The organism is Mesorhizobium sp. CNPSo 4670 (assembly GCF_057784235.1).
This window is the reverse complement of the sequence record NZ_JBWJFQ010000025.1, coordinates 37,721-63,860: the sequence shown is the minus strand read 5'-3', so window position 1 is coordinate 63,860 and position 26,140 is coordinate 37,721. Positions and strand designations below refer to the sequence as shown.

Below are 26,140 nucleotides of genomic sequence, written 5' to 3'. Positions count from 1 at the left end.
TGCCAGCTCCTATTCAGCAGCCACGCGCACGGGCGCCGGCTTGAAGTCGTCGGGGAAATGGGTGATCGAGCTCATGACCGGGTAAGGCGTGAAGCCGCCCAGCGCACAGAGCGAGCCGAACTTCATCGTGTTGCAGAGGTCGGTGACCAGAGCGAGGTTCTTCTCCGGCTCGATGCCCGCGGCGAGCTTGTCGATGGTCTCGACACCGCGCGTAGAGCCGATGCGGCAGGGCGTGCACTTGCCGCAACTTTCGATGGCGCAGAACTCCATGGCGAAGCGTGCCTGTTTCAGCATGTCGGCAGTGTCGTCGAACACCACGATGCCGGCATGGCCGATCAGCCCGTCCTTGGCCGCGAAGGCTTCATAATCAAACGGCGTGTCGAACAGCGAGCGCGGGAAATAGGCGCCGAGCGGTCCGCCGACCTGCACCGCCTTGACCGGGCGTCCCGTCGCCGTGCCGCCGCCGATGTCGTCGACGATCTCGCCCAGCGTCATGCCGAAGGCCGCTTCGAACAGGCCGCCATACCTGATGTTGCCGGCGATCTGGATCGGGATCGTGCCGCGCGAGCGGCCCATGCCGAAATCCTTGTAGAAGGCCGCACCCTTGTCCATGATGACGGGCACCGAGGCCAGCGAGATGACGTTGTTGATCACCGTCGGCTTGCCGAACAGCCCCTTGTGAGCCGGCAACGGCGGCTTTGCGCGGACCATGCCGCGCTTGCCTTCGAGCGAGTCAAGCAGCGCCGTCTCCTCGCCGCAGACATAGGCGCCTGCGCCGACCCTGATCTCCATGTCGAAAGTGTAGGGTGAGCCCAACACGCTCGCGCCAAGCACGCCGGCCTTGCGGGCAACCTCGACGGCTTTGTTCATCATCGCCACTGCATGCGGATATTCCGAGCGGACGTAGACAAAGCCTTTGGTGGCACCCGTGGCGATTCCGGCGATCGTCATGCCTTCGATCAGCACGAAGGGGTCACCCTCCATGATCATGCGGTCGGCGAAGGTACCCGAGTCGCCTTCGTCGGCGTTGCAGACGATGTATTTACGGTCGCCAGTGGTATCGAGCACCGTCTTCCACTTGATGCCGGTCGGGAAGCCCGCGCCGCCGCGCCCGCGCAGTCCGGATTCGGTGACTTGGGCGACAATGGCGGCGGGCGTCAATGCCAACGCGTTCGTCAGCCCGTTCAAACCGCCATGCTTCTTGTAGGATTCGAGTGACAGCGGATCGATGACGCCGCAACGCGCGAAGGTCAGCCGCGTCTGCTTGGCCAGGAAGGGGATTTTGTCCGGCGCGCCCAGCCAGCGCTTGTGAGGGCCGCCGGTGAGGAAGCCGCTGTCGAACAGGCTTTTGACGTCGGATGGCTTGACCGGGCCATAGGCGACGCGGCCGTTGGCTGTCGCAACTTCGACCATGGGTTCGAGGAAATAAGCGCCGCGCGAGCCGTTGCGCACGATCTTGGCCTCGATGCCGCGCTCCGCCAGTTCACTGGCGATCGCCTTGGCGACCTTTTCGGCGCCAAGCGCCAGTGCGCCGGAATCGGCGGGAATGTAGATACGCGGGATCATGAGCGCACCTCGGCAACGATCTCGTCGAGCTTCTCGTCATCGAGCCGCCCGATCACTTCGCCATCGAGCATGGCGGCGGGCGAACAGGCGCACAGGCCGAGACAATAGACCGGCTCCAGCGTCACCGAACCGTCGCGGGTCGACTCGTGGAAGCCTATGCCCAGCAACTGCTTCAGTTTGGCGGCGATGGCGTCGGAACCCATCGACTGGCAGGATTCTGCCTGGCAGACCTTCAGCACATGCCGGCCGGCCGGATGGCTGCGGTAATCGTGATAGAAGGTGACAACCCCGTGCACCTCGGCCCTGGAGATGTTCAGCGCCTCGGCGATGACTGGCAGCGCATCCTGCGGCACATGGCCGAACTCTTCCTGGATGCCGTGCAGGATCGGCAGCAGCGGGCCTTCGAGGCCTTTCAGCTCCTGGATGATCGCGGTCGTGCGCGATGTGATCTCGGTACTTGCAGGCTGCATTGGCATGCAGCGCCCTCCCTGGTCGATAGCTTTTATCGCTAAGTCTTTACAAAATCAGAGGAAACCCTCGGAATCAATAAAGCTGTTTCGTTGCTCGATAGAAATCTTCTATCGAGCTTGGTCAGTCGCTACTGTCTAGCCTAGCGGCGGGCGTGGAAATCGTCCGCCAGCGCCATCGCCTCGTCCAGCAGCGCCGAGACCAGTGGCGTGTGCGGCTCGCGCGGCGCAGCTACCAGGCCGACCGTGTGGCTGGCGTCCGGCTCGACGATCGGAATGGCCCGGATCGGTTCAGAAAAGCCGAATGTTTCCGCTAGGTTAAGCGGCATGATCGATGACCATTTGCCGGTGCGGATGTGCGAAAACAGTACGATCATCGAATTGGATTCGAGTGTCGGCCGCACCTGCACCCCGGCCTCGGCCAGGTGCTGGTCGATGATGCGGCGGTTCTGCATGTCCGGCGTCAGCAGGCAGAGCGGCAGGCTGCTGAGCTCCGCCCATGTCACTTTGTCGCGGTCGGAATAGGGATTTCCCATCGCTGTGATCAGTTGATAGCGCTCGTCATAGAGCGGCACGCTGGTCACCCGCCCCAGCGGCTCATTGTCGAGATAGGTGATGCCGGCGTCGATATCGAAATTGCCGAGCAGGGACAGCACTTCGATCGAGGTCCGCGACAACACCGAGAAGGTGACGCCGGGATGTTTTGCGCGAAACGGCGTCGTCAGCCGCGCCACCATGGCCAGCGCCGTCGGGATGGCGGCGATGCGGATGCGGCCGGAAAGACCGTGGCGCGCGGCCCGCATCTCCTCGCGCATAGTGCGGGTATCGCCAACGATGCGGCGCGCCCAGACCAGCACCTGCTTGCCTTCCGGCGTCAACCCCTGGAAACGCGAGCCGCGCAGCACCAGCATCACGCCGAGCTGTCCCTCGAGTTGCTTGATGCCGGCCGAAAGCGTCGGTTGGGTGACACCACACAGCTCCGCCGCTCGGCCGAAATGCTCCTCCCTGGCCAATGCGATGAAGAATTCCAGCTTGTCGATCATGGACGGAAGCTAGAGCATTTTGGCGTCCGCATAAATGCAGCAAAACAAACGGTTAAAGCGCGTCACCGGTTCCAGGAAAACCGGCCAGGAGTGCCTGTTCCGGATCATGCGCCCGCCGCTCCGCGAAATGCGCAATCGCCTATTTGTCGACGAGGTTCAGGATATTGCCGTCGGGATCCTTGAACCTTGCGACCTTCATGCCGTAGCCGACATGCAGGTCGCCCTCCAGCGTCAGGCCGGGCATCTCATAGTGCTCGAAGGCGACACCCTTCGACCTCAACGACTTGACGATGGTCCCGATCTCGTCGCCGACCGTCCAGGTCACCGCCGTCGCCTTGTTGGTGCCTGCGAACTGCGAATGATAGACATTGATAAGCGTGTCGCCGCTTTTGTAGACGATCAGCTCGCCACCCATCTCATCCACCTGCTTGAGGCCCAGCGTCCCTTCATAAAAGGCCTTTGCCCTGGCCAGGTCTTTCACCGCCACATTGGCCGTTGCATTGCTGTTTGCGAGCATGATCGTCTCCTTCCCTGATTGCTCATCTCGATTGATTGCTCATGTCGATCCTTGAAATAGATCAGAGGGGCCGTTTGGCGATCGCCGGTCTGCAAAATGCCGGCTGCTCCGACACCGCCCGTCGTTTTTGCGGGCACACCAAGGCAGCTATTGCTCCACGGCTTGGTTCTGTCCGGAAACTGCACTATCTCAGGGCCAAAGCTTGCATAAGGAAGAACTGATGTCCGTCACCAAGGAAATCGTCACCGAGCGGCTGAAGACGGTCAATGGCCCGGATTTCACCGGCAACATCGTTGACCTTGGCATGGTTTCCGAGATTTTCATCGCCGATTCCAAGGTCTTCTTCTCGATCACCGTTCCCGCCGCCCGCGCCCAGGAGATGGAACCGCTGCGGGCTGCTGCCGAGCGTGTCGTCAAGGCTATTCCCGGCGTTGCCGGCGCGGTCGTTGCACTGACGGCGGAAAAGAAAGGCGGCGGCATGGAGGCGCCGGTTCCATCGCGACCTGCACCCAGGCCAGCGCCGCCGGCTCCCACCGCGCCGCGTGCCGCTCCGCACGCTCCGGCTTCGCACAGCCAGGGCAGGCGTGGCGTACCTGGCATCGATGCGATCATTGCCGTCGCTTCCGGCAAGGGTGGTGTCGGCAAGTCGACCACGGCCGTCAACATCGCTCTTGGCCTCGCCGCCAATGGTTTGCGCGTCGGCGTGCTCGACGCCGACATCTATGGCCCGTCCATGCCGCGCCTGCTCAACATCCATGGTCGGCCGCAGACCGTCGACGGCAAGATCCTGAAACCGATGGAGAATTACGGGCTTAAAGTGATGTCGATGGGCTTCCTCGTTGATGAGGAGACACCGATGATCTGGCGCGGTCCGATGGTTATGTCGGCGCTGACGCAGATGCTACGCGAGGTCGAATGGGGCCGGCTCGACGTGCTCGTCGTCGACATGCCGCCCGGCACCGGCGACGCGCAACTGACCATGGCTCAGCAAGTCCCATTGGCCGGCGCCGTCATCGTCTCGACGCCGCAGGATCTGGCGCTGATCGATGCACGCAAGGGCCTGAACATGTTCAAGAAGGTCGACGTGCCGCTGCTCGGCATCGTCGAGAACATGAGCTATTTCATCGCTCCGGATACGGGAAAGCGCTACGACATCTTCGGCCATGGTGGCGCGCGCCGCGAGGCCGAGCGTCTGGGCGTCACCTTCCTTGGCGAAGTGCCGCTCGAGATGGGCATTCGCGAGAGCTCGGATGCCGGTACGCCGGTGGTCGTCTCGAAGCCCGACGGCGCCGAAGCAAGGATCTACAGGGATATCGCTTCGAAGGTTTGGGACCGGATCAACGAAGAGCGTGGTGCGGCCGCGGATGCGGTGCCGAACATCGTGTTCGAGTGATGCGGATATCCCCCCTCAAGGGGAGGGACTCAGCCGCCAACCTTCTCGCCGAAGCTGGAAAAAAACTGCCCGGCCAGTTTCTTCGAGGTCGATTCGATCAGCCGGCTGCCGAGTTGCGCGATCTTGCCGCCGACATCGGCCTTGGCCGCGTATTTCAGCACCGTGGTATCCGGCCCATCCTCTGTCAGCGTCACGTCGGCACCGCCCTTGGCAAAGCCGGCGATGCCGCCCTTGCCTTCGCCCTGGATGGTGTAGGAATGCGGCGGCTTGAGGTTCTTGAGCGTCACCTCGCCATTGAACGTCGCCTTGATCGGTCCGATCTTCACCACCACGGTCGCCGCCATCTCGGTCGGCGACTTCATCTCCAGGCTCTGGCAGCCGGGAATCGTCGCCTTCAAGACCTCGGGATCGTTCAGCGCTTCCCACACCTTTTGCAGGGGCGCGGCAATGCGCTCTTCGCCTTCGATCACCAAAGCCATGAAAACCTCCCTGACACGATTGATCGAAGCCCTAACGCACGGCTGCATGCCTGTCTATCGCACCAAAGTCCGGATGCGACCCTGCGCCCTCTTGCCTGCTCCCGCGCGTTGCCATATCGATTTGTCTTACAAATACGGAGACCACGATGGCAGGCGCCCCAACCAGGAAGAAAAAATTTCGCTCGCAGGAGTGGTTCGACAATCCCGACAATCCGGGCATGACGGCGCTCTACCTAGAGCGCTACCTGAATTACGGCCTGACGCGGGCTGAACTGATGTCCGGCAAGCCGCTGATCGGCATCGCCCAGACCGGTTCGGATCTCTCGCCCTGCAACCGGCATCACATCGAGCTGGCCAAGCGCGTGCGCGAAGGCATCGTCTCTATGGGTGGCATTCCGTTCGAATTCCCGTGCCATCCGATCCAGGAGACCGGCAAGCGCCCGACCGCGGCTCTTGACCGCAACCTTGCCTATCTCGGCCTGGTCGAAGTGCTTTACGGCTATCCGCTCGATGGCGTCGTGCTCACAATCGGCTGCGACAAGACAACGCCGGCCCTGCTGATGGCGGCAGCCACCGTCAATATCCCGGCGATCGCGCTGTCGGTCGGCCCGATGCTCAACGGCTGGCACAAGGGCAAGCGCACCGGCTCCGGCACCATCGTCTGGGAATCGCGCCAGCGCCTGTCTGCCGGCGAGATCGATTATGACGAGTTCATGGACATCGTCGCCTCCTCGGCGCCGTCCACCGGCTATTGCAACACCATGGGCACCGCCACGACGATGAACTCGCTGGCCGAGGCGCTTGGCATGCAATTGCCGGGCTCGGCCGCCATCCCCGCGCCTTATCGCGAGCGCGGCCAGATCGCCTACGAGACCGGCAAACGCATCGTCGACATGGTGCATGAAGACCTCAAGCCGTCCGACATCATGACGAGAGAGGCTTTCGAGAACGCCATTGTCGTCAATTCGGCCATTGGCGGCTCGACCAACGCGCCCATCCATCTCAACGCAATCGCCCGCCATCTCGGCGTCAAGCTCGACAATGACGACTGGCAGACTGTCGGCCTCAATGTGCCGCTGCTGGTCAATCTGCAGCCGACGGGCGAATATCTTGGCGAGGATTACCATCATGCCGGCGGCGTGCCGGCGGTCATCGCCGAACTGATGAAGGGCGGGCTGATGCCGCATCCCGGCGCGCGCACGGTCAACGGCAAGTCGATCGGTGAGAATAGCGAGGGTGTCGCCAACGAGAACACCGACGTCATCCGCACCGTTGCCGCGCCGCTGAAGGCCAATGCCGGCTTCATCAACCTCAAGGGCAATCTGTTCGATTCCGCGATCATGAAGACCAGCGGCATCTCGCCCGAATTCCGCGAGCGCTATCTCTCCAATCCGAAGGATCCCGAGGCTTTCGAAGGCAACGCCATGGTCTTCGACGGGCCCGAGGACTATCACGCCCGCATCGACGATCCGGCGCAAGGCATCGATGAACACACGATCCTGTTCATGCGCGGCGCCGGTCCGATCGGCTATCCCGGGGGCGCCGAGGTCGTCAACATGCAGCCGCCGGCCTATCTGATCAAGAAGGGCATCCATGCGCTCGCCTGCATCGGCGATGGCCGCCAGTCCGGCACGTCGGGTTCGCCGTCGATCCTCAACGCCTCGCCGGAAGCCGCGATCGGCGGCGGGCTGGCGCTGCTCAAGACGGGCGACCGTGTCCGCATTGACCTTCGCAAGGGTACGGCCGACATCCTCGTCACCGACGACGAGATCACCCGGCGCCGCGCCGAACTGCAGAACAATGGCGGCTATGAATATCCCAAGCACCAGACGCCCTGGCAGGAGATCCAGCGCGGCATGGTCGCGCAGTTTTCAGAGGGAATGGTGCTGAAGCCGGCGGTGAAATACCAGGATGTCGCGCACACCAGAGGTGTCCCCAGGGACAATCACTGAGCGAGCATCTGTTCGTAGATGCTTACATAAATGACAAACGGCGGCTTGATCCGGATCAGGCCGCCGCCATCCTTGACAAGCCCGCGCGATGCATCCACCATTGTGACAAGGGGTGTATCGCGACGACCCCGTGAGGCGTCAGCCCAACGTTCGCGTCCAAGCTTCTCTTTCCAGGAGGTGGACGCCATGCCGTCAACAACCGCTATCACCGTATCGCAACTATCCCGTTTGATCGGTCTGCCAGGCGCGCCTGTCGTCGTCGATGTCCGTATCGATGAAGACTTCGACGCCGATCCACGCCTTCTGCCGGCCTCCAGCCGGCGCGATTTCAAAACCGTTTCGACCTGGGCCGACGAGTTCACCGACAAGCCAGTGACGGTCGTTTGCCAGAAAGGGCTGAAACTCTCGCAAGGTGTCGCCGCATGGCTGCGCCATGAGGGTATTTCCGCCGAAAGCCTCGACGGTGGGTTCGAAGCCTGGCGTGATGCAAAGGGACTTCTGCTTCGCACCGACACCTTGCCTTCGCGCGACGAAAAGGGCCGCACTGTGTGGGTGACGCGAGCCCGCCCGAAGGTGGATCGCATCGCCTGCCCCTGGCTGATCCGGCGTTTCGTCGATCCTCACGCGATCTTTCTGTTTGTCGAGCCGGCCGAAGTTCTTGCCGTAGCCGATCGCTTCCAGGCCGTGCCTTTCGACATCGACGATGTGTTCTGGAGCCATCGCGGCGAACGCTGCACCTTCGACACGATGATCGAGGAGTTCGGGCTGGAATCCGAGGCGCTCGATCGCCTTGCCCTGATCGTGCGCGCGGCCGACACCGCAAGCCTCGACCTTGTTCCCCAGGCTGCCGGCTTCCTGGCGGCTTCGCTTGGCCTGTCGCGCATGTTTCGCGACGACCTGGAACAGCTGGACGCAGGCATGCTGCTCTACGATGCGTTCTTTCGTTGGTGTCGTGACGCCACTGACGAAACGCACAACTGGCCCGGTGCAGGCGCGGGCAAATCGTCATGAGCACGCTTGTGTCGCAAGATACTGTGGTCCAGCCGCCGGTTGCACCGACCTTCACCGAAGCTATGAAGCTCTGGGCAAAAATCGGACTGCTCAGCTTCGGTGGGCCGGCCGGGCAGATCGCATTGATGCACAAGGAACTGGTCGAGGATCGGCGCTGGATCGGCGAGCAGCGTTTCCTGCATGCGCTGAACTATTGCATGCTGCTGCCTGGCCCCGAAGCGCAGCAACTCGCCATCTATATCGGTTGGCTGCTGCACAGGACGATCGGCGGCCTTGTCGCCGGCATCCTGTTCGTCGTGCCGGGCGCGCTCGTCATGCTCGTCCTGAGCAGCCTCTACGTGCTCTATGGCGACGTACCGCTCGTCGAGGCGCTGTTTTTCGGGGTGAAGGCGGCGGTGCTCGCCATTGTCATCCAGGCCGTGATCCGGATTGGACGGCGTGCCCTTAAGAACCGGGTCATGGTGTCGATCGCGGTCTCGGCTTTCATCGCCATCTATGCGTTGAATGTGCCGTTCCCGCTCATCATCCTGCTTGCGGGCCTGGCAGGATGGCTGGGAAACCGCATTGCGCCGGCGCTGTTTTCCATCTCGGCACATGGCAAGGACGGTGTTGCCGATATCAAGGGTGCGGTCGACCTGATGTTCGAGCGCGGCGAGTTGGCCCACCTCAGGCCGACGAGATGGCATGCGCCGCGCACGATTGCGATCTGGCTGCCGATCTGGTTCGGGCCTGTTCTGTTGATCTGGTGGCTGACCGGCTCTGCAAGCGTCTGGACCGAGATCGGCCGGTTCTTCAGTCTCATGGCGGTCGTCACCTTCGGCGGTGCCTACGCGGTGCTTGCCTATGTCGCGCAGGCAGCCGTCCAGTCCTTCGGCTGGCTCGCTCCCGGTGAAATGGTCGACGGTTTGGGGCTTGCCGAAACGACGCCGGGTCCGCTCATCCTGGTGTTGCAGTTCGTTGGCTTCATAGCAGCGTTCCGCCACCCCGGCTCGCTGGACCCGTTGCTTGCCGGATCGCTAGGGGCGCTGCTGACGTTGTGGGTTACGTTCACGCCCTGCTTCTTCTGGATATTCCTCGGCGCGCCCTATATCGAGGCCCTGCGCGGCAACAAGGCCTTGTCGGCGGCACTTGGCGCGATCACCGCCGCTGTTGTCGGGGTGATCATGAACCTGGCTCTGTGGTTCGCCTTGCACGTCATTTTCCGTGATGTGCACGCGATGGGCCTCGGCATGAATGTGCCGGTGTTTTCGTCGATCGACTGGCGCGCGGCTCTGCTTTCCTGCGCCACCATGATCGCCGTCCTGAAGCTTAGAATCGGCATGCTGCCGACGCTTGCTGGATCGGCCCTTGCCGGTGTCTTGCTGTTGGCGGCAAGTGGCTGACATGCACAACGGCAAAGGCATAAGGCGCGTCGCGTGAACCCGTTTCAATGTGACGCGCTTTAGAGGTCACTGCCTTTGTATTCCGCTTGCGAACCACCTAAGTGGTTTGAAACGGATTGGAACATGATGGCGCCACGACGCTCTTCCCTTGGCTTCCTCGGAATGTTCGGCCGCTCGGGCGACTTGAGGCAGCTCGATGCGGCATTGCGTGGCGCCGACCTTCATCCCGCCCTCGTGCCGGAGGGGGTAAAACTCACCATCGTCAATCTGATGAAGGATCGCTGGCCCGGCGAGCCGCCCACACAAGCTTATCCAGAAGTGGCGCGGCTGTTCAGCTATTGCATCGCTGGCCCGGAAGCCTTCGAGCGATCCAATGGACTTCAGAACAGGCTGGAGGCAGAGCGCCGGATCGAGGCTGCCCTTGAAACCGGCGACAGTTTCGATGCGCAAATCGTGCTGATGACGCTGCACGCCAAGCTGATCGATGCCGAAGTCGTCGAGCGCTATGGGCTGGTTAGCGAGTGATTGTTTTGCGGGGGCCTACCCACCCATGCTGCCACGCGGCAGCTTGATCATCTCGCCAAAGCGGGCGCGCAGCCTGTCGTCGATCAGCTTCGGCACATGGCGCGGAAAGCGCTCGGCAAGCACGCGTTTCTTTTCGATGATCGCCCGCTGCAGGATGTCGGGCCGGCCCTTTTCGTTCCATTCCTTGGGCGAAAAGCGGTCGCCGACGGCCGGATAGAAATATTCGGTCTGCATCAGCCGCAGCGTCTGCTCATTGCCGAGATAGTGGCCCGGACCCTTCAGGCAGACATCGGCGATGGTGTCGATCGACAGCGCCTCGTCGGTCACCTCGATGCCGCGCACGCAGCGCAGGCAGTGGCCGAGCATGTCATTGTCGATGATCAGGCTCTCCAGGCAGAAGCCGAGCAGCGAGGCATGCATGCCGGCCGATTCGTAAACCAGGTTGAGCCCGGCAAGGCCGGCCATCACATCGGTGATGCCCTTTTCATAGCCGGACTGGATGTCGGGCAGCTTCGAATCCGTCATGCCCGCGGCCGAGCCGCCCGGCAGGTCGTAGAATTGCGCCATCTGCGCGCAGGCCGAGGTCAGCACCGCCTGCTCGGCCGAACCGCCTGACATGGCGCCGGTCCTGAGATCCGACACGAACGGCCAGGTGCCGAAGATCGCCGGATGCCCCGGCTTGATGGCATTGACATAGATAAGGCCGACCAGCACTTCGGCCACTGCTTGCACCACCGCACCGGCAATCGCCGCCGGGGCCGTGGCACCGGCCTGTCCGGCCGACAGCAAGAGGATCGGGATGCCGCCTTCGACGCACGCTTCGAGCACGCCGCAGGCGTCCTCGGCGAACTTCATCGGCGGCACGACGAAGCAGTTGGAGTTCGAGACGAACGGCCGGGCGCGGAAATTCTCCTCGCCGCCGGCAATGGCATAGAGCATTTCGAGCGCCGGCTTCACGTTCTCGCGCACCGTGAACGAGGTGCCGACATGCTTCGACGTGCCCATCACGCAGGCGTACAGCGTGTTGAAATCCATATCGAGCGGGTCGGGAATGTCGCGCGGCACCATCGGCCGCTGGAAGAAATGGATGTTGTCGAGCCCCTCGACGAGGCGGGCGGCGTCATAGATGTCCTGCAGCAGCGACTCGCGGTATTCGCGCTTTTCGACATCGACCAGATGCACGGCGGCGCCCGCCGTGCCGTAATGCACGCGCTTGCCCTTGATCAGCATGTCGTGCTTGGGGTCCTGGCCGTGGAGCGTGAAATGCCGTGCCGCTTTCTTGATCGTGTCGAGCACGAGCGCGCGGGGGAAACGGATGCGGCCATCGTCGCCATAGCTGGCGCCGGCCTCGGTCAGCGCTTCGATGCAAGAGGGAATGGCATTGGCGAAGCCAACCGTTTCCAAGAGCGTCAACACGGCTTCGTGGATGCGTTCCTGGTCGTTCTCGGTCAGCGGCCCATAGCTGCCGCCTTCGAGGCCGGCGCGCACCGGCTTGATGTCGTCGGCCAACGGTGCTGCCCGCATGGCGCGGCGCGCTTCGCGCCCGCCGGAGCGGCGCGAACGCTGATCCGCCGCCGCTTCCTGCTTTTCAAGAACTGACATGGAGACACTCCACCTTTCCGAGAAGCAGGGCGCGGCGGTTGGTCCACCATCGGCTGCTCCTTCCCCTTTGTGCCCCGACTATGCCGCCGGCATTGGCACAGCCTATGAGCCAGACGGTCCGGCTGCATATGCCAGAGCTAATGGAGCCGGAGCCACGCTGTGCGGCTCCGGCAAGGGGGGCGGGCGGTGGATCAGGCGGCGGCCGGCCTGCGTCCGGCGGCGGTGGCCAGTTCGCGGATGCCCGGCTCGATGTGCTGCAGCGCGATCGAGGAAATGCCCAGCCGCATGAAACGCGAAGGCTTTTCAGTGCGATCGAAGAAACGATCGCCCGGCTCGATGATGACGCTGCGCGAGGCGGCTGCCTCGGCCAGTCCGCGCGAATCGGTGCCGCGCGGCCCTTCGAGCCACAGCGATGTGCCGCCGGCCGAATCGGTCGAACGCCATTCCGGCAGGAAAGCGGAAATCGCATGGACCAGGCGCTTGCGCCGCTCGTCGAAGGCGCTCGACAGCCGCCGCACAAGTGCCTCGTGATGGCCGAGCGACAGGAACAGCGCGACGGCGCGCTGGTTGTTGGCAGGCGGATGGCGCAGCATGAAGCGGCGCAGCGCCCGGAGTTCCGAGATCAGTCCGGCCGAGGCGACGATGTAGCCGAGCCGCAGGCCCGGAGCCAGCGTCTTCGACATCGAGCCGACATAGACGACGCGGCCGGAGCGGTCGAGGCTCTTCAAGGCCTGCTGCGGCGCCTCGTCGAGAAGCTGGCTGTCATAGCCGTCCTCGATGATGATCTGGTTGTAGCGGTTGGCCCGCGCCAGGAGATCCTGCCGCCGTTCCGCCGACAATGGTACCATGGTCGGGCAATGATGGCTGGGCGTGACGAAGACGAACCCGGAATCATTGGGAATAGAAGTGGTTACGATGCCGGACTGGTCGACCGGCACCGGCTGTATGTCGGCACCCGCAAGGCGGAAGATCGAGCGTGCGTCGGGGTAGCCAGGGTCCTCCATCGCCACCTTGGAGCCCTTGCTCATCAGCAGCGTTGCCAGCATGTAGAGCGCGTTCTGGGCGCCCAGCGTGACGATGATTTCGTCGGGATTGGCGAAGATGCCGCGCCGCGGCAGCAGCCGGGCCTGGATCTGTTCGATCAGCAGCGGATCGTCGCGATCGACCATGTCGGACGCCCAGTTGCGGATTTCGAGCACGGCAAGTGCCATGCGGTTGCACTCGCGCCACTCGGCGGTCGGGAACAGCGCAGGGTCGAACTGGCCGTAGACGAAGGGGTAGGACGACTTGATCCAGTTCTCGTGCTTGGCCGGCGGCGGCATGTCGCTGGCGGCGATCTTGCGGCGTGCCTTCCAGTCGATCTCGTTGGCCTGGTCGGGCGCCTTCTGGTGCGGCTTGGCCGGTGTCGCCAGCACATCGGGATTGACGAAATGGCCACGCCGCTCGCGTGCCACCAGGAAGCCCTGGTCGACGAGCTGCTGGAAGGCCAGCACCACGGTTCCGCGTGCCACGCCGAGTTTTTCGGCCAGGATCCGGCAGGAGGGAAGCGGCATCGAAGCGGCAATCTGGCGGTCGAGAATGGCGGCCACGATGGCTTGGCGGATCTGTGCCTGCAGGGTCTGGCCGGATTCGGCCGAAATCCGGAACAGGCCGGACCATATCGCCGTGTCGTTTCGCTGTGGCATGGAAGATGTTCCTCGATGGCCAACTTTTTTCGCTTGGCTGGACCAGTCGAATGTAACGGTGGCACAAGGGGTTGCGCCAATCAATTTTTCTGATCGTTGGGATTTATGCCAGTGATCCTTCGGCGGAAAATCCGGCACTCCGCCCATCTCGGGACGCGCCTGCATCGTCGCCGCGTGACGATTCGCGTCATCGCCGCGTATTGACCGTACAGAATTCGGCTCACTAGTTTTGGCGCGACGACACGCGCCGGAAACATCCGGTCTGATATGGTGCGTCGAAAACGCCAGGAGTCCCGCCAGTGGATCAGTCAGCCTTCCAGAAACAGCTCGCAGCCTTGCGCGATCATCGCGCCGCGGCGCCAGCCAGCATGCGCCAGGCCTTCGCCGCCGATCCGCAGCGGTTCAAGACATTCTCCGCCACCGATGGCGACCTGTTGCTCGACTGGTCGAAATGCGCGGTCGACGCGCTCACCATGGACCTGCTGGAGAAACTTGCCACGGCAGCCGATCTCGAAGGTCGCCGTGCGGCGATGTTCGCCGGCAAGAAGATCAACGTCACCGAAAACCGTGCCGTGCTGCACACGGCGCTGCGCAACCTGACCGGCAAGGGCGTCACCGTGGATGGCCAGGACGTCAAGGCGGACGTCACTGCCGTGCTCGACGCGATGGGCGCCTTTGCCGATGCCGTGCGCTCCGGCAAGGCAGCCGGCGCCACCGGCAAGAAAATCACCGACATCGTCAACATCGGCATCGGCGGTTCCGATCTCGGCCCGGCCATGGCGACGCTGGCGCTGGCCCCCTATCATGACGGGCCGCGCGCGCACTACGTCTCCAACATCGACGGCGCCCATATCCACGACACGCTGAAGGGCCTGTCGGCCGAAACCACGCTTTTCATCATCGCCTCCAAGACCTTTACCACCGTCGAGACGATGACCAACGCCGAGACGGCGCGCAAATGGGTGCAGAAGGCACTCGGCAAGGAAGCCGTCGGCAAGCATTTTGCCGCCGTCTCGACCGCGCTCGAGCTGGTGGCCAGGTTCGGCATCGAATCGGATCGCGTCTTCGGTTTCTGGGACTGGGTCGGCGGCCGCTATTCGGTCTGGGGGGCGATCGGCCTGCCGGTGATGATCGCGGTCGGGCCGCGGAATTTTCGCGCCTTCCTCGATGGGGCGCATGAGATGGACGAGCATTTCCGCACCGCGCCGGTGCAGGACAACCTGCCGGCGCTGCTGGGGCTGGTCGGGTGGTGGCATCGCGTGATCTGCGGATATCCCGCGCGTGCCGTCATTCCCTATGACCAGCGCCTGTCCCGGCTGCCGGCCTATCTTCAACAGCTCGATATGGAATCGAACGGCAAGAGCGTCACCCTCGAAGGCGTTGCGGTGACGACGCCGACCGGACCGCTGGTCTGGGGCGAGCCTGGCACCAACGGCCAGCATGCCTTCTTCCAGCTGTTGCATCAGGGCACCGATTTCATCCCGGTCGAATTCCTCGCTGCGGCCGTCGGCCACGAGCCAGACCTCAAGCATCAGCATGATCTGCTGCTCGCCAACTGCCTGGCGCAGTCGGAAGCGTTGATGAAGGGCCGCACGCCGGAGGAGGCGCGCGCCCAGATGCTGGCCAAGGGCATGAAGCCGGCCGAGGTCGACAAGATCGCCCCGCACCGCGTCTTCTCCGGCAACCGGCCCTCGCTGACCATCCTCTACCGCAAGCTCGACCCGCGCACCTTCGGCCGGCTGATCGCGCTCTACGAGCATCGCGTCTTCGTCGAAGGCACTTTGTTCAACATCAATTCCTTCGACCAGTGGGGCGTCGAGCTCGGCAAGGAACTGGCCACCGGCCTCTTGCCTGTCGTGGAGGGCAAGGAAAGTGCCGCGAAGCGGGATGCATCGACCGCTGGCCTGGTGGGATACATCCAGCATTTGCGTGGTTCGGAGTGAGTAGTTTGGCAGACATCAAGGGCATATTGTTCGACAAGGACGGGACGCTTGTTGACTTCAACGCGACCTGGCTCGGCATTGCCGACTTCATGGCCATGGATGCCGCCGAGGGCGATCGCTGGAAGGCCGATAGGCTGCTTTCGGCGGCGGGTTTCGATTTCGTCAACAAGCGGTTCAGGCCCGATTCGATCTTTGCCTCGGGCACCAACATGGATGTCGTCGAACTGTGGTTCCCGCGCCTGTCCGACGAGGACCAGATGCTGGCCGTCGCCCGCTTCAACGAAATCACGTCAGTGCAAGGCTCGTCGATGGCGGTGGCGCTGCCCGGCATCGTCGAAACGCTGACAGTGCTGCACAAGCGATCCTACCGGCTCGGCGTCGCTACCAACGATTCAACCAGCGGCGCGGAGAAGACGATGGTCACGCTTGGCGTCGCCCAGCTCTTCGACGCTGCCTATGGCTATGACGCGGTGGCCAATCCGAAGCCGGCGCCGGACACGATCTTCGCCTTCTGCGACCTGACCGGACTGAAGCCGGCGCAAATCGCCATGGTCGGCGACAATCGCCACGACCTGGAGATGGCGCGAGCCGGCGGCTGTGGGCTGGCGATCGGCGTGCTCTCCGGCACCGGCACACCTGAATCGCTGTCGTCGATCGCCGATATCGTGCTGGATTCGGTTGCCGATCTGCCGGATTTTCTGTCGGCGCGGGTCAAGGAAACGATCTAGCGGCCGGATATACCCTCCAAACGGAAGACACCGCTCTTCGGCGCGCTGTCTTTCGTCTGGCCGAAGTCCGGCACCTGGTATTCGGCAAGCAGGCGCAGCCGCGATCGCGGCAGGTAGGCGCGGCCCGGATCGCCGACAAGAACCTCGATACCGGCATCAAGGCAGCGGTCAAGGAAAGGCATGACGCGGTCGGCGACGTCCTGTCCATAAAAGACGTCGCCGGCGGTGACGACATCGACCGCATGCGGCGATCCGCAGGTAATATCCTGCGCCATGACCGTCATCGCAACGCCGTTCGCCGCGGCGTTGAGGCCGATCGCGGCAATGCCGTTACGATCGATCTCCGCGGCGATCACCACGCTCGCCCCGGCCTTTGCAGCGGCGATGCCGACGAGGCCGGAGCCGGCGCCGAGGCCGAGCACTCGGCGACCGGCCACGGTTTGCGGATGGTCGAGTATATAGCGCGCAAGCACCGCGCCACCGGCCCAGGCATAGGCCCAGTAGGGCGGCTGCGGCTCGGGTCCATCTTCGTCCGCCTCGACCGTGTCGTCATCGGCGTCGGAGTTCTGCTGCGGATCGGTAAGCCGCCTCAGGCCACTGGCCGGATGAGGCGTATAAAGCAGTATCTCGGGAAGCGACGGCACCGGGGCGATGCGCATGTTCGCCCTGATAAACTCAGTCGGGTCAGGACGGCAAGGTGCATCTACGGCGGCCAGGCCGTCGGCTGCCGTCATTCGCGCAGCGCCCGCCGCAGGATCTTGCCGACCGGCGTCTTCGGCAGCTCGGTCCGGAATTCGATGTATTTCGGCCGCTTGTAGCCGGTCAGGTTCTCGCGGCAATAGGCAGTGAGCGTCTCTGCGGTCAGCGCCGGGTCCTTCCTGACCACGAACAGCTTCGGCACTTCGCCCGAATGCTCGTCCGGCACGCCGATCGCCGCAACTTCGAGCACGCCCGGATGCATCGCCACCACTTCCTCGAGTTCGTTCGGATAGACATTGAAGCCCGAGACCAGGATCATGTCCTTCTTGCGGTCGACGATCTTGGTGTAGCCGCGCTCGTCCATGAAGCCCATGTCGCCGGATTTGAAATAGCCGTCCTTGGTTATCACCTTGGCGGTCTCATCCGGCCGGTTCCAGTAGCCCGCCATCACTTGCGGCCCCCGGATGCAGATTTCGCCGACCTCGCCAAGCGGCAGATTGTTGCCGTCGTCGTCGCGGATGGCGATCTCCGTCGACGGCAGCGGCAGGCCGATGGTGCCGGTGAAGTCGCTGGCGCTGAACTTGTTGGCGGTGGCCACCGGCGAGGTTTCCGACAGCCCGTAGCCTTCGGTCACCGGACAGCCGGTCAGCGCCTTCCAGCGTTCGGCGACGCCCTTCTGCACCGCCATGCCGCCGCCCAGCGTCAGCACCAGCGGCTTGAAGTCGAGCTTGCGGAAGTCCTCATTGTTGAGCAGGGTGTTGAACAGCGTGTTCAAGCCCGGAAAGATGTGGATCGGATACTTCTGGAGTTCCTTGACGAAGCCGGGAATATCGCGCGGGTTGGGAATGAGCACATTGCGCGCACCTTGCTGCATGCCCATCAGCGCGTTCACCGTCAGCGCGAAGATATGATAGAGCGGCAGGGCGCAGATAAAGTTCGGATGCGCCGGTTTCGGCTTGATCGTATAGGCGTCTTCCATCCACTGCGCGTTCTGCACGACATTGGCCAGCACGTTGCTGTGCAGCAGCGTTGCGCCCTTCGAGACGCCCGTGGTGCCGCCCGTATATTGCAGGAAGGCGACATCGTCGGCCGCCACCTTGGCTGGCTTGAAGGCCACGCCGCCGCCGGCCTTGACGGCCGCGTTGAACTTGACATGGCCGGGCAGCGACCATGCCGGCACCATCTTCTTCACCCGGCGCACGACGAAATTGACGATCGTGCCCTTCAGTCCGCCGAGCATGTCTCCCATCGCGGCGACCACGACATGCTTGACCGTCGTTCTGGAGATGACCGCCTGCAAGGTGCTGGCGAAGTTCTCCAGGATGACGATGGCTTGTGCACCGGAATCCTTGAGCTGGTGCTCCAGTTCGCGCGGTGTGTAGAGCGGATTGATGTTCACCACGACATAGCCGGCGCGCAAGACGGCCATCATCGCCACCGGGTATTGCAGCACGTTGGGCATCATGAGGGCGACGCGTGCGCCCTTTTGCAGTCCCTTCGATTGCAGGTATGCGCCGAAGGCCGCCGACAGCCGTTCGACATCGGCATAGCTGATGGACTTGTCCATGCAGGTAAAGGCGGGCTGGGCGGAAAATTGCTTGCAGGCGGCGACAAGGAAATCGCCGATCGAGCTGTAGGGCAAGGCGCCGATTTCAGCTGGTACGCTTTTCGGATAGCTTTTGAGCCATGGCTTTTCCGGCAGCCCGGCAGCCAGCGCCGTCAGCGCCTCCGGCAATCGCGAGGCCGCGGCCGGCTTCGCCGCCGGTGCGGCCTTCGCCGCTGCAGCCGTCGTCGCGGGCTTAGCCGCGGACGCCGGCTTTCCGACGGCAGGCTTGGCCTGGGCCTTGGCCGCCGGCTTTGCACTTGCCTTCACCGGCACAGGTGCCGCCCTCGGCTTGGCCGCGGCGGCTTTGGCAACGGGCGCTTTCGGCTTGACCAGGCCGACGGCTGCCTTGGGAGCCGCCTTGGCTTTCACCGGCGCCGTCGTCTTTGATGCTTTTGCCACCCGTTCCTCCCTGGATAGTTCTTGTTCGCCCGTGCCACGCTCGCCCCCGAATTCACAGAGACGTCCCCCACTGCCGCCAGGATGTGCTCTATGTATTGCCTCTATCGGCGGCCGTGCAAGTCTTGCCCCTGCGGCAAGGCGGCGAAAGATTTGCCGCCGAAAATCTTTCCCGCCGCCGATACTGCGGGCCGGTGTCATGCCGCATCCTCGGCCGGGCCAAGGCCTGCGCACGACCTGTATCGCCAGATCGGCGATCAATAAAAAAATGCGGTCGTTAACAATCCCGTGAATGGAAAAAACTGCTAATTTTTTCTGCCATTTAGCAAAATCGCGGATTTTTTTCCTGCTTCCCGAGGGGTAAGCAAACGGGGTGTTCCAAAGCCGGAAAAACGGTGCTTATATGCGCGCTTCGCGAGCCTGATAGAGGGGCTTGGAAGAACATCAGGGAGTGCTCAATGAAAAAGAAACTCGCTTTTGCGGCCGCGTTGCTGGCTGCAAGCGTTCTGAGCGGCATGGCCAGTGCGAAGACGCTTGTCTATTGCTCGGAAGCATCGCCGGCAAATTTTGATCCGGGTACGACGACGGGCGGCAACGACTTCGATGCCTCGTCGCGCACCGTCTATTCGCGCCTGGTCGAATTCAAGCATGGCGGTACCGAGGTCGAGCCCGGTCTCGCCGACAAGTGGGAAATCTCGGACGATGGCCTGGTCTATACTTTCCATCTGCATCCAGGTGTGAAGTTCCAGACCACCGACTACTTCAAGCCGACCCGCGACCTCAACGCCGACGACGTCGTCTTCTCCTTCGACCGTCAGTTCAACAAGGCGAACCCGTGGAACGGCGATAAATACCTGCCGAACCTGACCTGGGATTATTACACCGGCATGGACATGCCGAAATATGTCGCCAAGTGGGAAAAGGTCGACGATCTGACCGTCAAGCTGACCCTGACCGAGCCGAACGCGCCCATGCTTGCCAACCTCGGCATGGACTTCGCCTCGATCGTGTCGAAGGAATATGCCGAGCAGCTGGAGAAGTCCGGCAAGATGGCCGATTTCTCGACCAAGCCGATCGGCACCGGCCCGTTCCAGTTCGTCGATTACCAGCTGGATTCGGTTATCCGTTACGCGGCCCATCCGGATTATTTCAAGGGCAAGGAGAAGATCGACGATCTCGTCTTCGCCATCACCCCTGACGCGACCGCCCGCATCCAGAAGGTGCTCGCTGGCGAATGCGACATCGCGCCCTATCCGAATCCTGCCGATATCGGCACGATCAAGGCCAACCAGGACGTGACCCTGATGGATCAGGCCGGCCTGAACATCGGCTACATGAGCTACAACACCACCATCCCGCCGCTCGACAAGCCTGAGGTGCGCCATGCGCTCAACCAGGCCATCGACCGGGAAGCGCTGATCAAGTCGCTGTTCCAGGACGCCGGCGCCACGCCCGCCGAAAACCTGATCCCGCCGACCATGTGGTCGTGGGACAAGGATGTGAAGGCCGACGCCTATGATCCGGATGCGGCCAAGAAGGTTCTGTCCGCTGCCGGGCTCACGGAAATCCAGCTTTGGGCTTCCGATCGCGTTCGTCCTTACAACCCGAACTTCCAGCGCGCCGCCGAACTGATCCAGGCCGACTGGGCCAAGGTCGGCGTCAAGGCCGAGATCGTCAACTACGAGTGGACCAAGTATCGCTCGGAGGGCAAGAAGAAGGACCGTCCCGGCGCCTTCCAGATTGGCTGGACCGGTGACAATGGCGATCCGGACAACTTCTTCGCCACCCTGTTCGCCTGCTCCGCCATCGGCGTCTCGAACTACTCGAGTTGGTGCGACAAGGACTTCGAGGACCTGATCCAGAAGGCCAAGAAGACCAGCGACCAGGCCGAGCGCACCAAGCTCTATGAGCAGGCGCAGGTCGTCTTCCAGAAGCAGGCTCCGGCCTTCCTCCTGGCACACAGCCAAGTCTACGCAGTCGTGCGCAAGAATGTCAGCGGTTTCATGATGGACCCGCTCGGCATTCACCGCTTCGACGGCGTCGACAAAGCCGAATAAGATATTGAGTGGGGCGGCGCTGTAGAGCGCCGCCCCCTTCGCCATGCTCAAATATATTCTTCACAGAATTGCACTTTTGATCCCGACGCTTGTCGGCATCACTATCTGTGCCTTCGCCTTCGTCAGGCTGCTGCCTGGCGATCCCATCCTTGCCATGGCCGGCGAACACGGCGTGGCGCCGGCGCGTTACGAGGAGCTCAAGGAACAGTTCGGCTATAATCTGCCGATCTGGCAGCAATACGCGCGCTATGTCGGCGAGGTCGTGACCGGCGATTTCGGAGTCTCCATCTCGTCCAAGCGCCCGGTGATGGAAGAGTTCAAGATCCTCTTTCCGGCAACGATGGAACTGTCGTTCTTCGCCATGATTTTCGCCATGGCGCTTGGCATTCCGGCCGGCATCTTCGCGGCCGTCAAGCGCGGCTCCTGGTTCGATCAGTCGCTGATGGGCACGGCGCTCGTCGGCTATTCCATGCCGATCTTCTGGTGGGGCCTGCTGCTGATCATCTTCTTCTCCGGTTACCTCGGCTGGACGCCGGTCTCGGGCCGCATCGGCCTGCAGTTCTTCTTCAAGCCGATCACCGGCTTCATGACCATCGACACCCTGCTCTATGGCAAATGGGATGCTTTCCGCTCGGCGCTCAGCCACTTGGTCCTGCCGGCGATCGTGCTCGGTACCATTCCGCTGGCGGTGATTGCCCGCCAGACGCGTTCGGCCATGTTGGAAGTTCTCGGTGAGGATTACGTCCGCACGGCGCGCGCCAAGGGCCTGTCGCCGTCGCGGGTGATCGGCCTGCATGCCTTGCGCAATGCGCTCATCCCCGTGGTCACCACCATCGGCCTGCAGGTCGGCACGCTGCTTGCCGGCGCCATCCTCACCGAGACCATCTTCGCCTGGCCGGGCATCGGCAAGTGGATGGTCGATTCCATATTCAAGCGCGACTATGTCGTCGTGCAGTCAGGTCTGCTTTTGATCGCCCTCATCGTCATGGCCGTGAACCTCATCGTCGACGTGCTCTATGCCGTCATCAACCCGCGCATACGGGCATCGTGATGAGCCAGTCGACCGAAATCGCCCCAATGGCCGCCGGCAACCCTGACCGCCTGACCGGTTTCAGGACCTTCTGGCACTATTTCTCGGTCAATCGTGGCGCAGTGATCGGCCTGTTCGTCTTCATCCTGTTGGTGCTGGCGGCGCTGTTTGCGCCGCTGCTCGCGCCCTATGCGCCCGACATTCAGGACAAGACCGCGTTTCTGAGGCCGCCGGCCTGGCAGGCCGGCGGCAGCACCCAATTTCTGCTCGGCACCGATCCCGTCGGCCGCGACATCCTTTCGCGCCTGCTCTACGGCGCGCGCTTTTCGCTGCTCATCGGCGCGGTCGTGGTCACGCTGGCTCTTACAGGCGGCATTACGCTCGGTCTGTTGGCCGGCTATTTCCGCGGCTGGGTCGACGTCGCGATCATGCGCGTGATGGACCTTATCCTGGCGTTCCCGTCGCTGCTCCTGGCGCTCGTTCTGGTCACCATCCTTGGCCCCGGCCTGTTCAATGCGATGCTGGCCATCGCGCTTGTCCTGCAGCCGCATTTCGCGCGGCTGGTGCGCGCTGCGGTGATGGCGGAGAAGAGCCGCGAATATGTCGTGGCGGCGAAGGTCGCCGGCGCCGGCCATATCAGGCTGATGCTTCGCACCATTCTGCCGAATTGCCTGGGACCGCTGATCGTCCAGGGCACGCTGTCATTTTCCAACGCCATCCTCGAGGCGGCCGCTCTGGGCTTCCTCGGCCTCGGCGCCCAGCCGCCGACGCCCGAATGGGGAACGATGCTCGCTTCGGCGCGCGAGTTCATCCTGCGCGCCTGGTGGGTCGTGACTTTCCCCGGTCTTGCCATCCTCATCACTGTGCTTGCCATCAATCTGATCGGCGACGGTCTGCGCGACGCCCTCGATCCGAAACTGAGGAGGTCGTGATGGCGCTGCTCGATATCCAGAACCTCGTCGTCGAGTTCCAGACCGCTTCCGGTTCTTTCCGCGCCGTTGACGGTGTGTCGCTCCATGTCGACGAGCGCGAAGTGCTGGCGATCGTCGGCGAATCCGGTTCCGGCAAATCGGTGTCGATGCTGGCGGTCATGGGCCTTTTGCCATGGACGGCCACTGTCACCGCCGACCGCATGAGCTTCAATGGCCGCGATCTTCTGAAGTTGAGCCCTGCCGAGCGGCGCAAGATCGTCGGCAAGGACATGTCGATGATCTTCCAGGAGCCGATGGCCAGCCTCAATCCCTGCTTCACCGTCGGCTTCCAGATCGAAGAGGTGCTGCGTTTCCATATGGGTATGGACGCTGCGCAGCGCCGGGAGCGCGCCATCGAACTCTTGACGCAGGTCGGTATTGCCGAGCCGGCGGAACGGCTGAACTCGTTCCCTCACCAGATGTCGGGCGGCCAGTGCCAGCGCGTCATGATCGCCATCGCCATCGCTTGTAATCCGAAGCTGCTGATCGCCGACGAGCCGACCACCGCCCTCGACGTCACCATCCAGAAGCAGATACTCGATCTCCTGGTTTCGTTGCAGGCCAAATACGGCATGGGGCTGATCATGATCACCCACAATATGGGCGTCGTGGCAGAAACCGCCGACCGCGTCATCGTCCAGTACAAGGGCCGCAAGATGGAAGAGGCCGACGTGCTGTCGCTGTTTGAATCGCCGAAGAGCAACTACACGCGCGCGCTTTTGTCGGCGCTGCCGGAGAATGCCGTCGGCGACCGGCTGCCGACCGTTTCCGACATGATGTTCGAGCCGGCGCCTTCGGGAGCCGCCGCATGAGCATCAAGGTCGTCGAAGGCAAGAATATCGTCCGCGACTATCATGTCGGGGGCGGGCTGTTTCGCGCACAGCGCACAGTGCATGCGGTCAAGGGTGTCTCGTTCAGCGTCGACAAGGGCAAGACGCTCGCAATCGTCGGTGAAAGCGGCTGCGGTAAGTCGACGCTTGCCCGCATCATCACCCTGATCGATCCTGCGACTTCGGGTGAACTGTTCATCGACGGCAACAAGGTCGACATCGCCAAGGACGGGCTGAGCAAGGAGATGCGCCGCAAGGTGCAGATCGTTTTCCAGAACCCTTACGGGTCGCTCAACCCTCGCCAGAAGATCGGCGACGTGCTGGGCGAACCGCTGCTGATCAACACCGGCAAGCCGGCCGAGGAACGGCGCGACCTTGCCATGAAGATGCTGAAGAAGGTCGGTCTCGGACCCGAGCACTACAATCGCTATCCGCATATGTTTTCCGGCGGCCAGCGCCAGCGTATCGCCATCGCCCGTGCGCTGATGCTCAACCCCAGCCTCTTGGTGCTCGACGAGCCGGTCTCGGCTCTCGATCTGTCTGTGCAGGCGCAGGTGCTCAACCTGCTCGCCGACCTGCAGGACGAATTCCAGCTGACCTATGTCTTCATCAGCCACGACCTGTCGGTGGTGCGCTACATCGCCGACGACGTGATGGTGATGTATTTCGGCGAAGCGGTCGAATACGGCTCGCGCGAAGAGGTCTTCGCCGACCCCAAGCACAGCTACACCAAGACGCTGTTCGCCGCGACGCCGCGCGCCGACGTCGCTTCGATCAAGGCGAGGCTGGCAAAGAAGACGGCCGCCTGACCGGGCGTGTCGATATTCAGGTGAGGCCGGCCTGCGAATGGCGGCTTCCTGCGCTTCCGGTGCTCACGTACCTTAAGTACGCTCCGTTCCGGTTCTCGGAAGCCACCATTCTCGACTCGGCCTGACCTGAATCTCAACACACCCTGGGCCAAGCCGCTTACGACAGCTTGGCGATGATGGTGCGCAGCGCCTCGCCAAAGCGCCTGATCTCCTCAACCGTGTTGTAGTGGACCAGCGATGCGCGGATGGCGCCGCTGTCCATCGACAGGTTGAGCCGCTTCATCAGCCGCGGCGCGTACATGTGGCCGTCGCGGATGCCGATCTGCATGTCGGCCATTTCCTCGACGATCCGCTGCGGCGACAGTTTGCCGATGTTGAAGCAGAAGGTCGGGACGCGTTCGTTTATGCGGGCTTCCTCGGCGACGCCGTAGATCGTCGCGCCGCAATCCTTGAGCACGCCAAGCATCTCGCGCGCCAGCACCAGCTCATAGTCGCGGATGGCGCCCATGCCGGCGACGATGTTTTCGCGCCGCGAGCGGTTGTTGGATGGCGCCAGATTGCGGCCGATCAGTTCGAGATACTGCACGGCCGCATCCATGCCCGAGACGTTCTCGTAGATGAAGGTGCCGGCCTCGACCTTGTAGGGCGGCTCGTCGGGGATGAAATCCTCGCGGAAGGTCGGCAGCCGCTTCAGCGTCTCGAAGCGCCCCCACAGGAAGCCCATATGTGGCGAGAAGTTCTTGTAGCCGGAACAGACCAGATAATCGCAATCCCAGGCCTGCACGTCGATCAGCCCATGCGGCCCGTAGTGCACGCAGTCGAGGAACACCTCGGCGCCGGCGGCGCGGGCGATCTTGGCAACCGCTGCGACGTCGACGATCGAGCCGATCGAATGCGCTGTGACCGTGCAGGCGACCAGCCGGGTACGATCGGAAACCAGCGGGCGCAGATCGTCGACATGCAAATTGCCGTCTTCGCGCATGCGCCACCATTTGAACTTGGCGCCGGCGGACTCCAGCGCCAGCCATGTGGCGATGTTGGCGTCGTGGTCCATGTCGGTAATAACGATCTCGTCGCGCTCCTGAAGCATCTGGCCGATGCCGAGGCTGACCAGGCGGATGAACGAGGTGGCGTTCATGCCGAAGCAGATTTCGGCCGGGCTGGCGGCGTTTATCAGAAGTGCGACACTCTCGCGGGCGTCGGCGACCGACTGGTCGACGGTGACGCTGCGGCCATAGCGGCCACCGCGCTGCACGTTGTGCGAAACCAGATGGTTGGTCACCGCGTCGAGCACGCTTTGCGGGATCTGCGCGCCGGCGGCATTGTCCATGAAGATGAAATCGCCGGCCCGCTGCAAGGCTGGAAACATGGCGCGGATGGTATCGACGGGGAACGCGGCGGCGCTCGCATGGTCGGTTTGATGTTTGTTCAAGGTCGGCTCCTGCGAAG

General features: G+C 62.9%; 23 protein-coding genes. 12 read left to right on the top strand and 11 right to left on the bottom strand.

The window, feature by feature from the left end; genetic code table 11:
- Positions 1-9: 9 nt before the first annotated feature.
- From AC0ZT5_RS30205 to AC0ZT5_RS30190, 4 genes are all read right to left on the bottom strand, one after another.
- Positions 10-1,566 carry a formate dehydrogenase beta subunit gene (locus tag AC0ZT5_RS30205; protein ID WP_488499414.1) on the bottom strand — a complete coding sequence of 519 codons (1,557 nt, stop codon included), beginning with the start codon at positions 1,564-1,566 and terminating at the stop codon, positions 10-12.
- Positions 1,563-2,042 (bottom strand): formate dehydrogenase subunit gamma, encoded by a 480-nt coding sequence (locus AC0ZT5_RS30200; RefSeq protein ID WP_488499413.1) that lies wholly within the window; start codon positions 2,040-2,042, stop codon positions 1,563-1,565. Before AC0ZT5_RS30200 ends, AC0ZT5_RS30205 begins: the two co-directional genes overlap by 4 nt.
- 134 nt (positions 2,043-2,176) lie before the next feature.
- Complete coding sequence (locus AC0ZT5_RS30195; RefSeq protein WP_488499412.1) at positions 2,177-3,076, bottom strand: LysR family transcriptional regulator; 900 nt, start codon at positions 3,074-3,076, stop codon at positions 2,177-2,179.
- 139 nt (positions 3,077-3,215) lie between these two features.
- Entirely contained in the window at positions 3,216-3,593 is a 378-nt protein-coding gene (locus tag AC0ZT5_RS30190; RefSeq protein WP_488499411.1) for a VOC family protein, read from the bottom strand.
- Between the two features lie 217 nt (positions 3,594-3,810).
- On the opposite strand from AC0ZT5_RS30190, the gene AC0ZT5_RS30185 reads away from it, so the two are divergent.
- The gene (locus AC0ZT5_RS30185) at positions 3,811-4,986 is read left to right on the top strand and encodes an Mrp/NBP35 family ATP-binding protein (RefSeq protein WP_488499437.1); all 1,176 of its coding nucleotides are present in this window, start codon (positions 3,811-3,813) and stop codon (positions 4,984-4,986) included.
- A gap of 29 nt (positions 4,987-5,015) precedes the next feature.
- On the opposite strand, the gene AC0ZT5_RS30180 is transcribed toward AC0ZT5_RS30185, so the two are convergent.
- Complete coding sequence (locus tag AC0ZT5_RS30180) at positions 5,016-5,465, bottom strand: SRPBCC family protein (protein ID WP_488499410.1); 450 nt, start codon at positions 5,463-5,465, stop codon at positions 5,016-5,018.
- 146 nt (positions 5,466-5,611) lie between these two features.
- Here AC0ZT5_RS30180 and AC0ZT5_RS30175 point away from each other — a divergent pair, with 146 nt between their 5' ends.
- Positions 5,612-7,417, top strand: coding sequence for an IlvD/Edd family dehydratase (locus AC0ZT5_RS30175; protein WP_488499409.1), 1,806 nt, complete (start codon positions 5,612-5,614; stop codon positions 7,415-7,417).
- Here AC0ZT5_RS30175 and AC0ZT5_RS30170 read toward each other — a convergent pair.
- Positions 7,411-7,605 (bottom strand): hypothetical protein, encoded by a 195-nt coding sequence (locus AC0ZT5_RS30170; RefSeq protein ID WP_477281936.1) that lies wholly within the window; start codon positions 7,603-7,605, stop codon positions 7,411-7,413. The two genes, AC0ZT5_RS30175 and AC0ZT5_RS30170, sit on opposite strands and share 7 nt — an antisense overlap.
- On the opposite strand from AC0ZT5_RS30170, the gene AC0ZT5_RS30165 reads away from it, so the two are divergent.
- From AC0ZT5_RS30165 to AC0ZT5_RS30155, 3 genes are all read left to right on the top strand, one after another.
- Positions 7,604-8,428 (top strand): chromate resistance protein ChrB domain-containing protein, encoded by an 825-nt coding sequence (locus tag AC0ZT5_RS30165; RefSeq protein ID WP_488499408.1) that lies wholly within the window; start codon positions 7,604-7,606, stop codon positions 8,426-8,428. The two genes, AC0ZT5_RS30170 and AC0ZT5_RS30165, sit on opposite strands and share 2 nt — an antisense overlap.
- Positions 8,425-9,810, top strand: a complete 1,386-nt coding sequence (gene chrA / locus AC0ZT5_RS30160) for a chromate efflux transporter (RefSeq protein WP_488499407.1) — start codon at positions 8,425-8,427, stop codon at positions 9,808-9,810. The genes AC0ZT5_RS30165 and chrA overlap by 4 nt, the downstream gene beginning before the upstream one ends.
- Positions 9,811-9,933: 123 nt before the next feature.
- Positions 9,934-10,335: a hypothetical protein gene (locus AC0ZT5_RS30155; RefSeq protein ID WP_488499406.1), complete on the top strand. Its 402-nt coding sequence runs from the start codon at positions 9,934-9,936 to the stop codon at positions 10,333-10,335.
- Between the two features lie 15 nt (positions 10,336-10,350).
- Here AC0ZT5_RS30155 and AC0ZT5_RS30150 read toward each other — a convergent pair whose 3' ends face one another.
- Both AC0ZT5_RS30150 and pdxR read right to left on the bottom strand, forming a co-directional pair.
- Positions 10,351-11,937, bottom strand: coding sequence for a trimethylamine methyltransferase family protein (locus tag AC0ZT5_RS30150; RefSeq protein WP_488499405.1), 1,587 nt, complete (start codon positions 11,935-11,937; stop codon positions 10,351-10,353).
- Between the two features lie 191 nt (positions 11,938-12,128).
- A complete protein-coding gene (gene pdxR, locus AC0ZT5_RS30145; RefSeq protein WP_488499404.1) occupies positions 12,129-13,622 on the bottom strand; it encodes a MocR-like pyridoxine biosynthesis transcription factor PdxR in 1,494 nt (497 codons plus the stop codon).
- Positions 13,623-13,921: 299 nt separating this feature from the next.
- Between pdxR and pgi the strand changes: the two genes are divergently transcribed.
- Both pgi and AC0ZT5_RS30135 read left to right on the top strand, forming a co-directional pair.
- On the top strand, positions 13,922-15,565 hold the full coding sequence (gene pgi, locus AC0ZT5_RS30140; RefSeq protein WP_488499403.1) for a glucose-6-phosphate isomerase: 1,644 nt from the start codon (positions 13,922-13,924) through the stop codon (positions 15,563-15,565).
- A gap of 5 nt (positions 15,566-15,570) precedes the next feature.
- Complete coding sequence (locus tag AC0ZT5_RS30135) at positions 15,571-16,293, top strand: HAD family hydrolase (RefSeq protein WP_478351191.1); 723 nt, start codon at positions 15,571-15,573, stop codon at positions 16,291-16,293.
- Here the strand turns inward: AC0ZT5_RS30135 and AC0ZT5_RS30130 are convergent.
- Positions 16,290-17,027, bottom strand: a complete 738-nt coding sequence (locus AC0ZT5_RS30130) for a class I SAM-dependent methyltransferase (protein ID WP_488499402.1) — start codon at positions 17,025-17,027, stop codon at positions 16,290-16,292. The two genes, AC0ZT5_RS30135 and AC0ZT5_RS30130, sit on opposite strands and share 4 nt — an antisense overlap.
- Entirely contained in the window at positions 17,024-18,997 is a 1,974-nt protein-coding gene (locus tag AC0ZT5_RS30125; protein ID WP_488499401.1) for a long-chain-fatty-acid--CoA ligase, read from the bottom strand. The genes AC0ZT5_RS30130 and AC0ZT5_RS30125 overlap by 4 nt, the downstream gene beginning before the upstream one ends.
- 455 nt (positions 18,998-19,452) lie before the next feature.
- Here AC0ZT5_RS30125 and AC0ZT5_RS30120 point away from each other — a divergent pair, with 455 nt between their 5' ends.
- The 5 genes from AC0ZT5_RS30120 to AC0ZT5_RS30100 are packed head-to-tail and all read left to right on the top strand — an operon-like array spanning position 19,453 to position 24,691.
- Positions 19,453-21,051, top strand: coding sequence for an ABC transporter substrate-binding protein (locus tag AC0ZT5_RS30120; protein WP_488499400.1), 1,599 nt, complete (start codon positions 19,453-19,455; stop codon positions 21,049-21,051).
- Positions 21,052-21,094: 43 nt separating this feature from the next.
- The gene (locus AC0ZT5_RS30115) at positions 21,095-22,102 is read left to right on the top strand and encodes an ABC transporter permease subunit (protein ID WP_457152480.1); all 1,008 of its coding nucleotides are present in this window, start codon (positions 21,095-21,097) and stop codon (positions 22,100-22,102) included.
- Positions 22,103-22,128: 26 nt separating this feature from the next.
- Positions 22,129-23,013: an ABC transporter permease subunit gene (locus AC0ZT5_RS30110; protein ID WP_457152483.1), complete on the top strand. Its 885-nt coding sequence runs from the start codon at positions 22,129-22,131 to the stop codon at positions 23,011-23,013.
- Entirely contained in the window at positions 23,013-23,864 is an 852-nt protein-coding gene (locus tag AC0ZT5_RS30105; RefSeq protein ID WP_488499399.1) for an ABC transporter ATP-binding protein, read from the top strand. The genes AC0ZT5_RS30110 and AC0ZT5_RS30105 overlap by 1 nt, the downstream gene beginning before the upstream one ends.
- On the top strand, positions 23,861-24,691 hold the full coding sequence (locus AC0ZT5_RS30100; protein ID WP_488499398.1) for a dipeptide ABC transporter ATP-binding protein: 831 nt from the start codon (positions 23,861-23,863) through the stop codon (positions 24,689-24,691). Before AC0ZT5_RS30105 ends, AC0ZT5_RS30100 begins: the two co-directional genes overlap by 4 nt.
- Before the next feature lie 157 nt (positions 24,692-24,848).
- Here the strand turns inward: AC0ZT5_RS30100 and AC0ZT5_RS30095 are convergent, their stop codons facing one another.
- Positions 24,849-26,123 (bottom strand): cysteine desulfurase-like protein, encoded by a 1,275-nt coding sequence (locus tag AC0ZT5_RS30095; protein ID WP_488499397.1) that lies wholly within the window; start codon positions 26,121-26,123, stop codon positions 24,849-24,851.
- Between the last annotated feature and the right edge of the window lie 17 nt (positions 26,124-26,140).

Coding starts and splice junctions, on each gene's coding strand:
- AC0ZT5_RS30205 (WP_488499414.1), bottom strand. CDS start 1,566: ATGATCCCGCGTATCTACATTCCCGCCGATTCCGGCGCACTGGCGCTT.
- pdxR (WP_488499404.1), bottom strand. CDS start 13,622: ATGCCACAGCGAAACGACACGGCGATATGGTCCGGCCTGTTCCGGATT.
- AC0ZT5_RS30155 (WP_488499406.1), top strand. CDS start 9,934: ATGATGGCGCCACGACGCTCTTCCCTTGGCTTCCTCGGAATGTTCGGC.
- AC0ZT5_RS30170 (WP_477281936.1), bottom strand. CDS start 7,605: ATGGCGTCCACCTCCTGGAAAGAGAAGCTTGGACGCGAACGTTGGGCT.
- AC0ZT5_RS30150 (WP_488499405.1), bottom strand. CDS start 11,937: ATGTCAGTTCTTGAAAAGCAGGAAGCGGCGGCGGATCAGCGTTCGCGC.
- AC0ZT5_RS30175 (WP_488499409.1), top strand. CDS start 5,612: ATGGCAGGCGCCCCAACCAGGAAGAAAAAATTTCGCTCGCAGGAGTGG.
- AC0ZT5_RS30195 (WP_488499412.1), bottom strand. CDS start 3,076: ATGATCGACAAGCTGGAATTCTTCATCGCATTGGCCAGGGAGGAGCAT.
- AC0ZT5_RS30180 (WP_488499410.1), bottom strand. CDS start 5,465: ATGGCTTTGGTGATCGAAGGCGAAGAGCGCATTGCCGCGCCCCTGCAA.
- AC0ZT5_RS30200 (WP_488499413.1), bottom strand. CDS start 2,042: ATGCCAATGCAGCCTGCAAGTACCGAGATCACATCGCGCACGACCGCG.
- AC0ZT5_RS30130 (WP_488499402.1), bottom strand. CDS start 17,027: ATGACGGCAGCCGACGGCCTGGCCGCCGTAGATGCACCTTGCCGTCCT.
- AC0ZT5_RS30120 (WP_488499400.1), top strand. CDS start 19,453: ATGAAAAAGAAACTCGCTTTTGCGGCCGCGTTGCTGGCTGCAAGCGTT.
- AC0ZT5_RS30115 (WP_457152480.1), top strand. CDS start 21,095: ATGCTCAAATATATTCTTCACAGAATTGCACTTTTGATCCCGACGCTT.
- AC0ZT5_RS30100 (WP_488499398.1), top strand. CDS start 23,861: ATGAGCATCAAGGTCGTCGAAGGCAAGAATATCGTCCGCGACTATCAT.
- AC0ZT5_RS30105 (WP_488499399.1), top strand. CDS start 23,013: ATGGCGCTGCTCGATATCCAGAACCTCGTCGTCGAGTTCCAGACCGCT.
- AC0ZT5_RS30165 (WP_488499408.1), top strand. CDS start 7,604: ATGCCGTCAACAACCGCTATCACCGTATCGCAACTATCCCGTTTGATC.
- AC0ZT5_RS30110 (WP_457152483.1), top strand. CDS start 22,129: ATGGCCGCCGGCAACCCTGACCGCCTGACCGGTTTCAGGACCTTCTGG.
- chrA (WP_488499407.1), top strand. CDS start 8,425: ATGAGCACGCTTGTGTCGCAAGATACTGTGGTCCAGCCGCCGGTTGCA.
- AC0ZT5_RS30190 (WP_488499411.1), bottom strand. CDS start 3,593: ATGCTCGCAAACAGCAATGCAACGGCCAATGTGGCGGTGAAAGACCTG.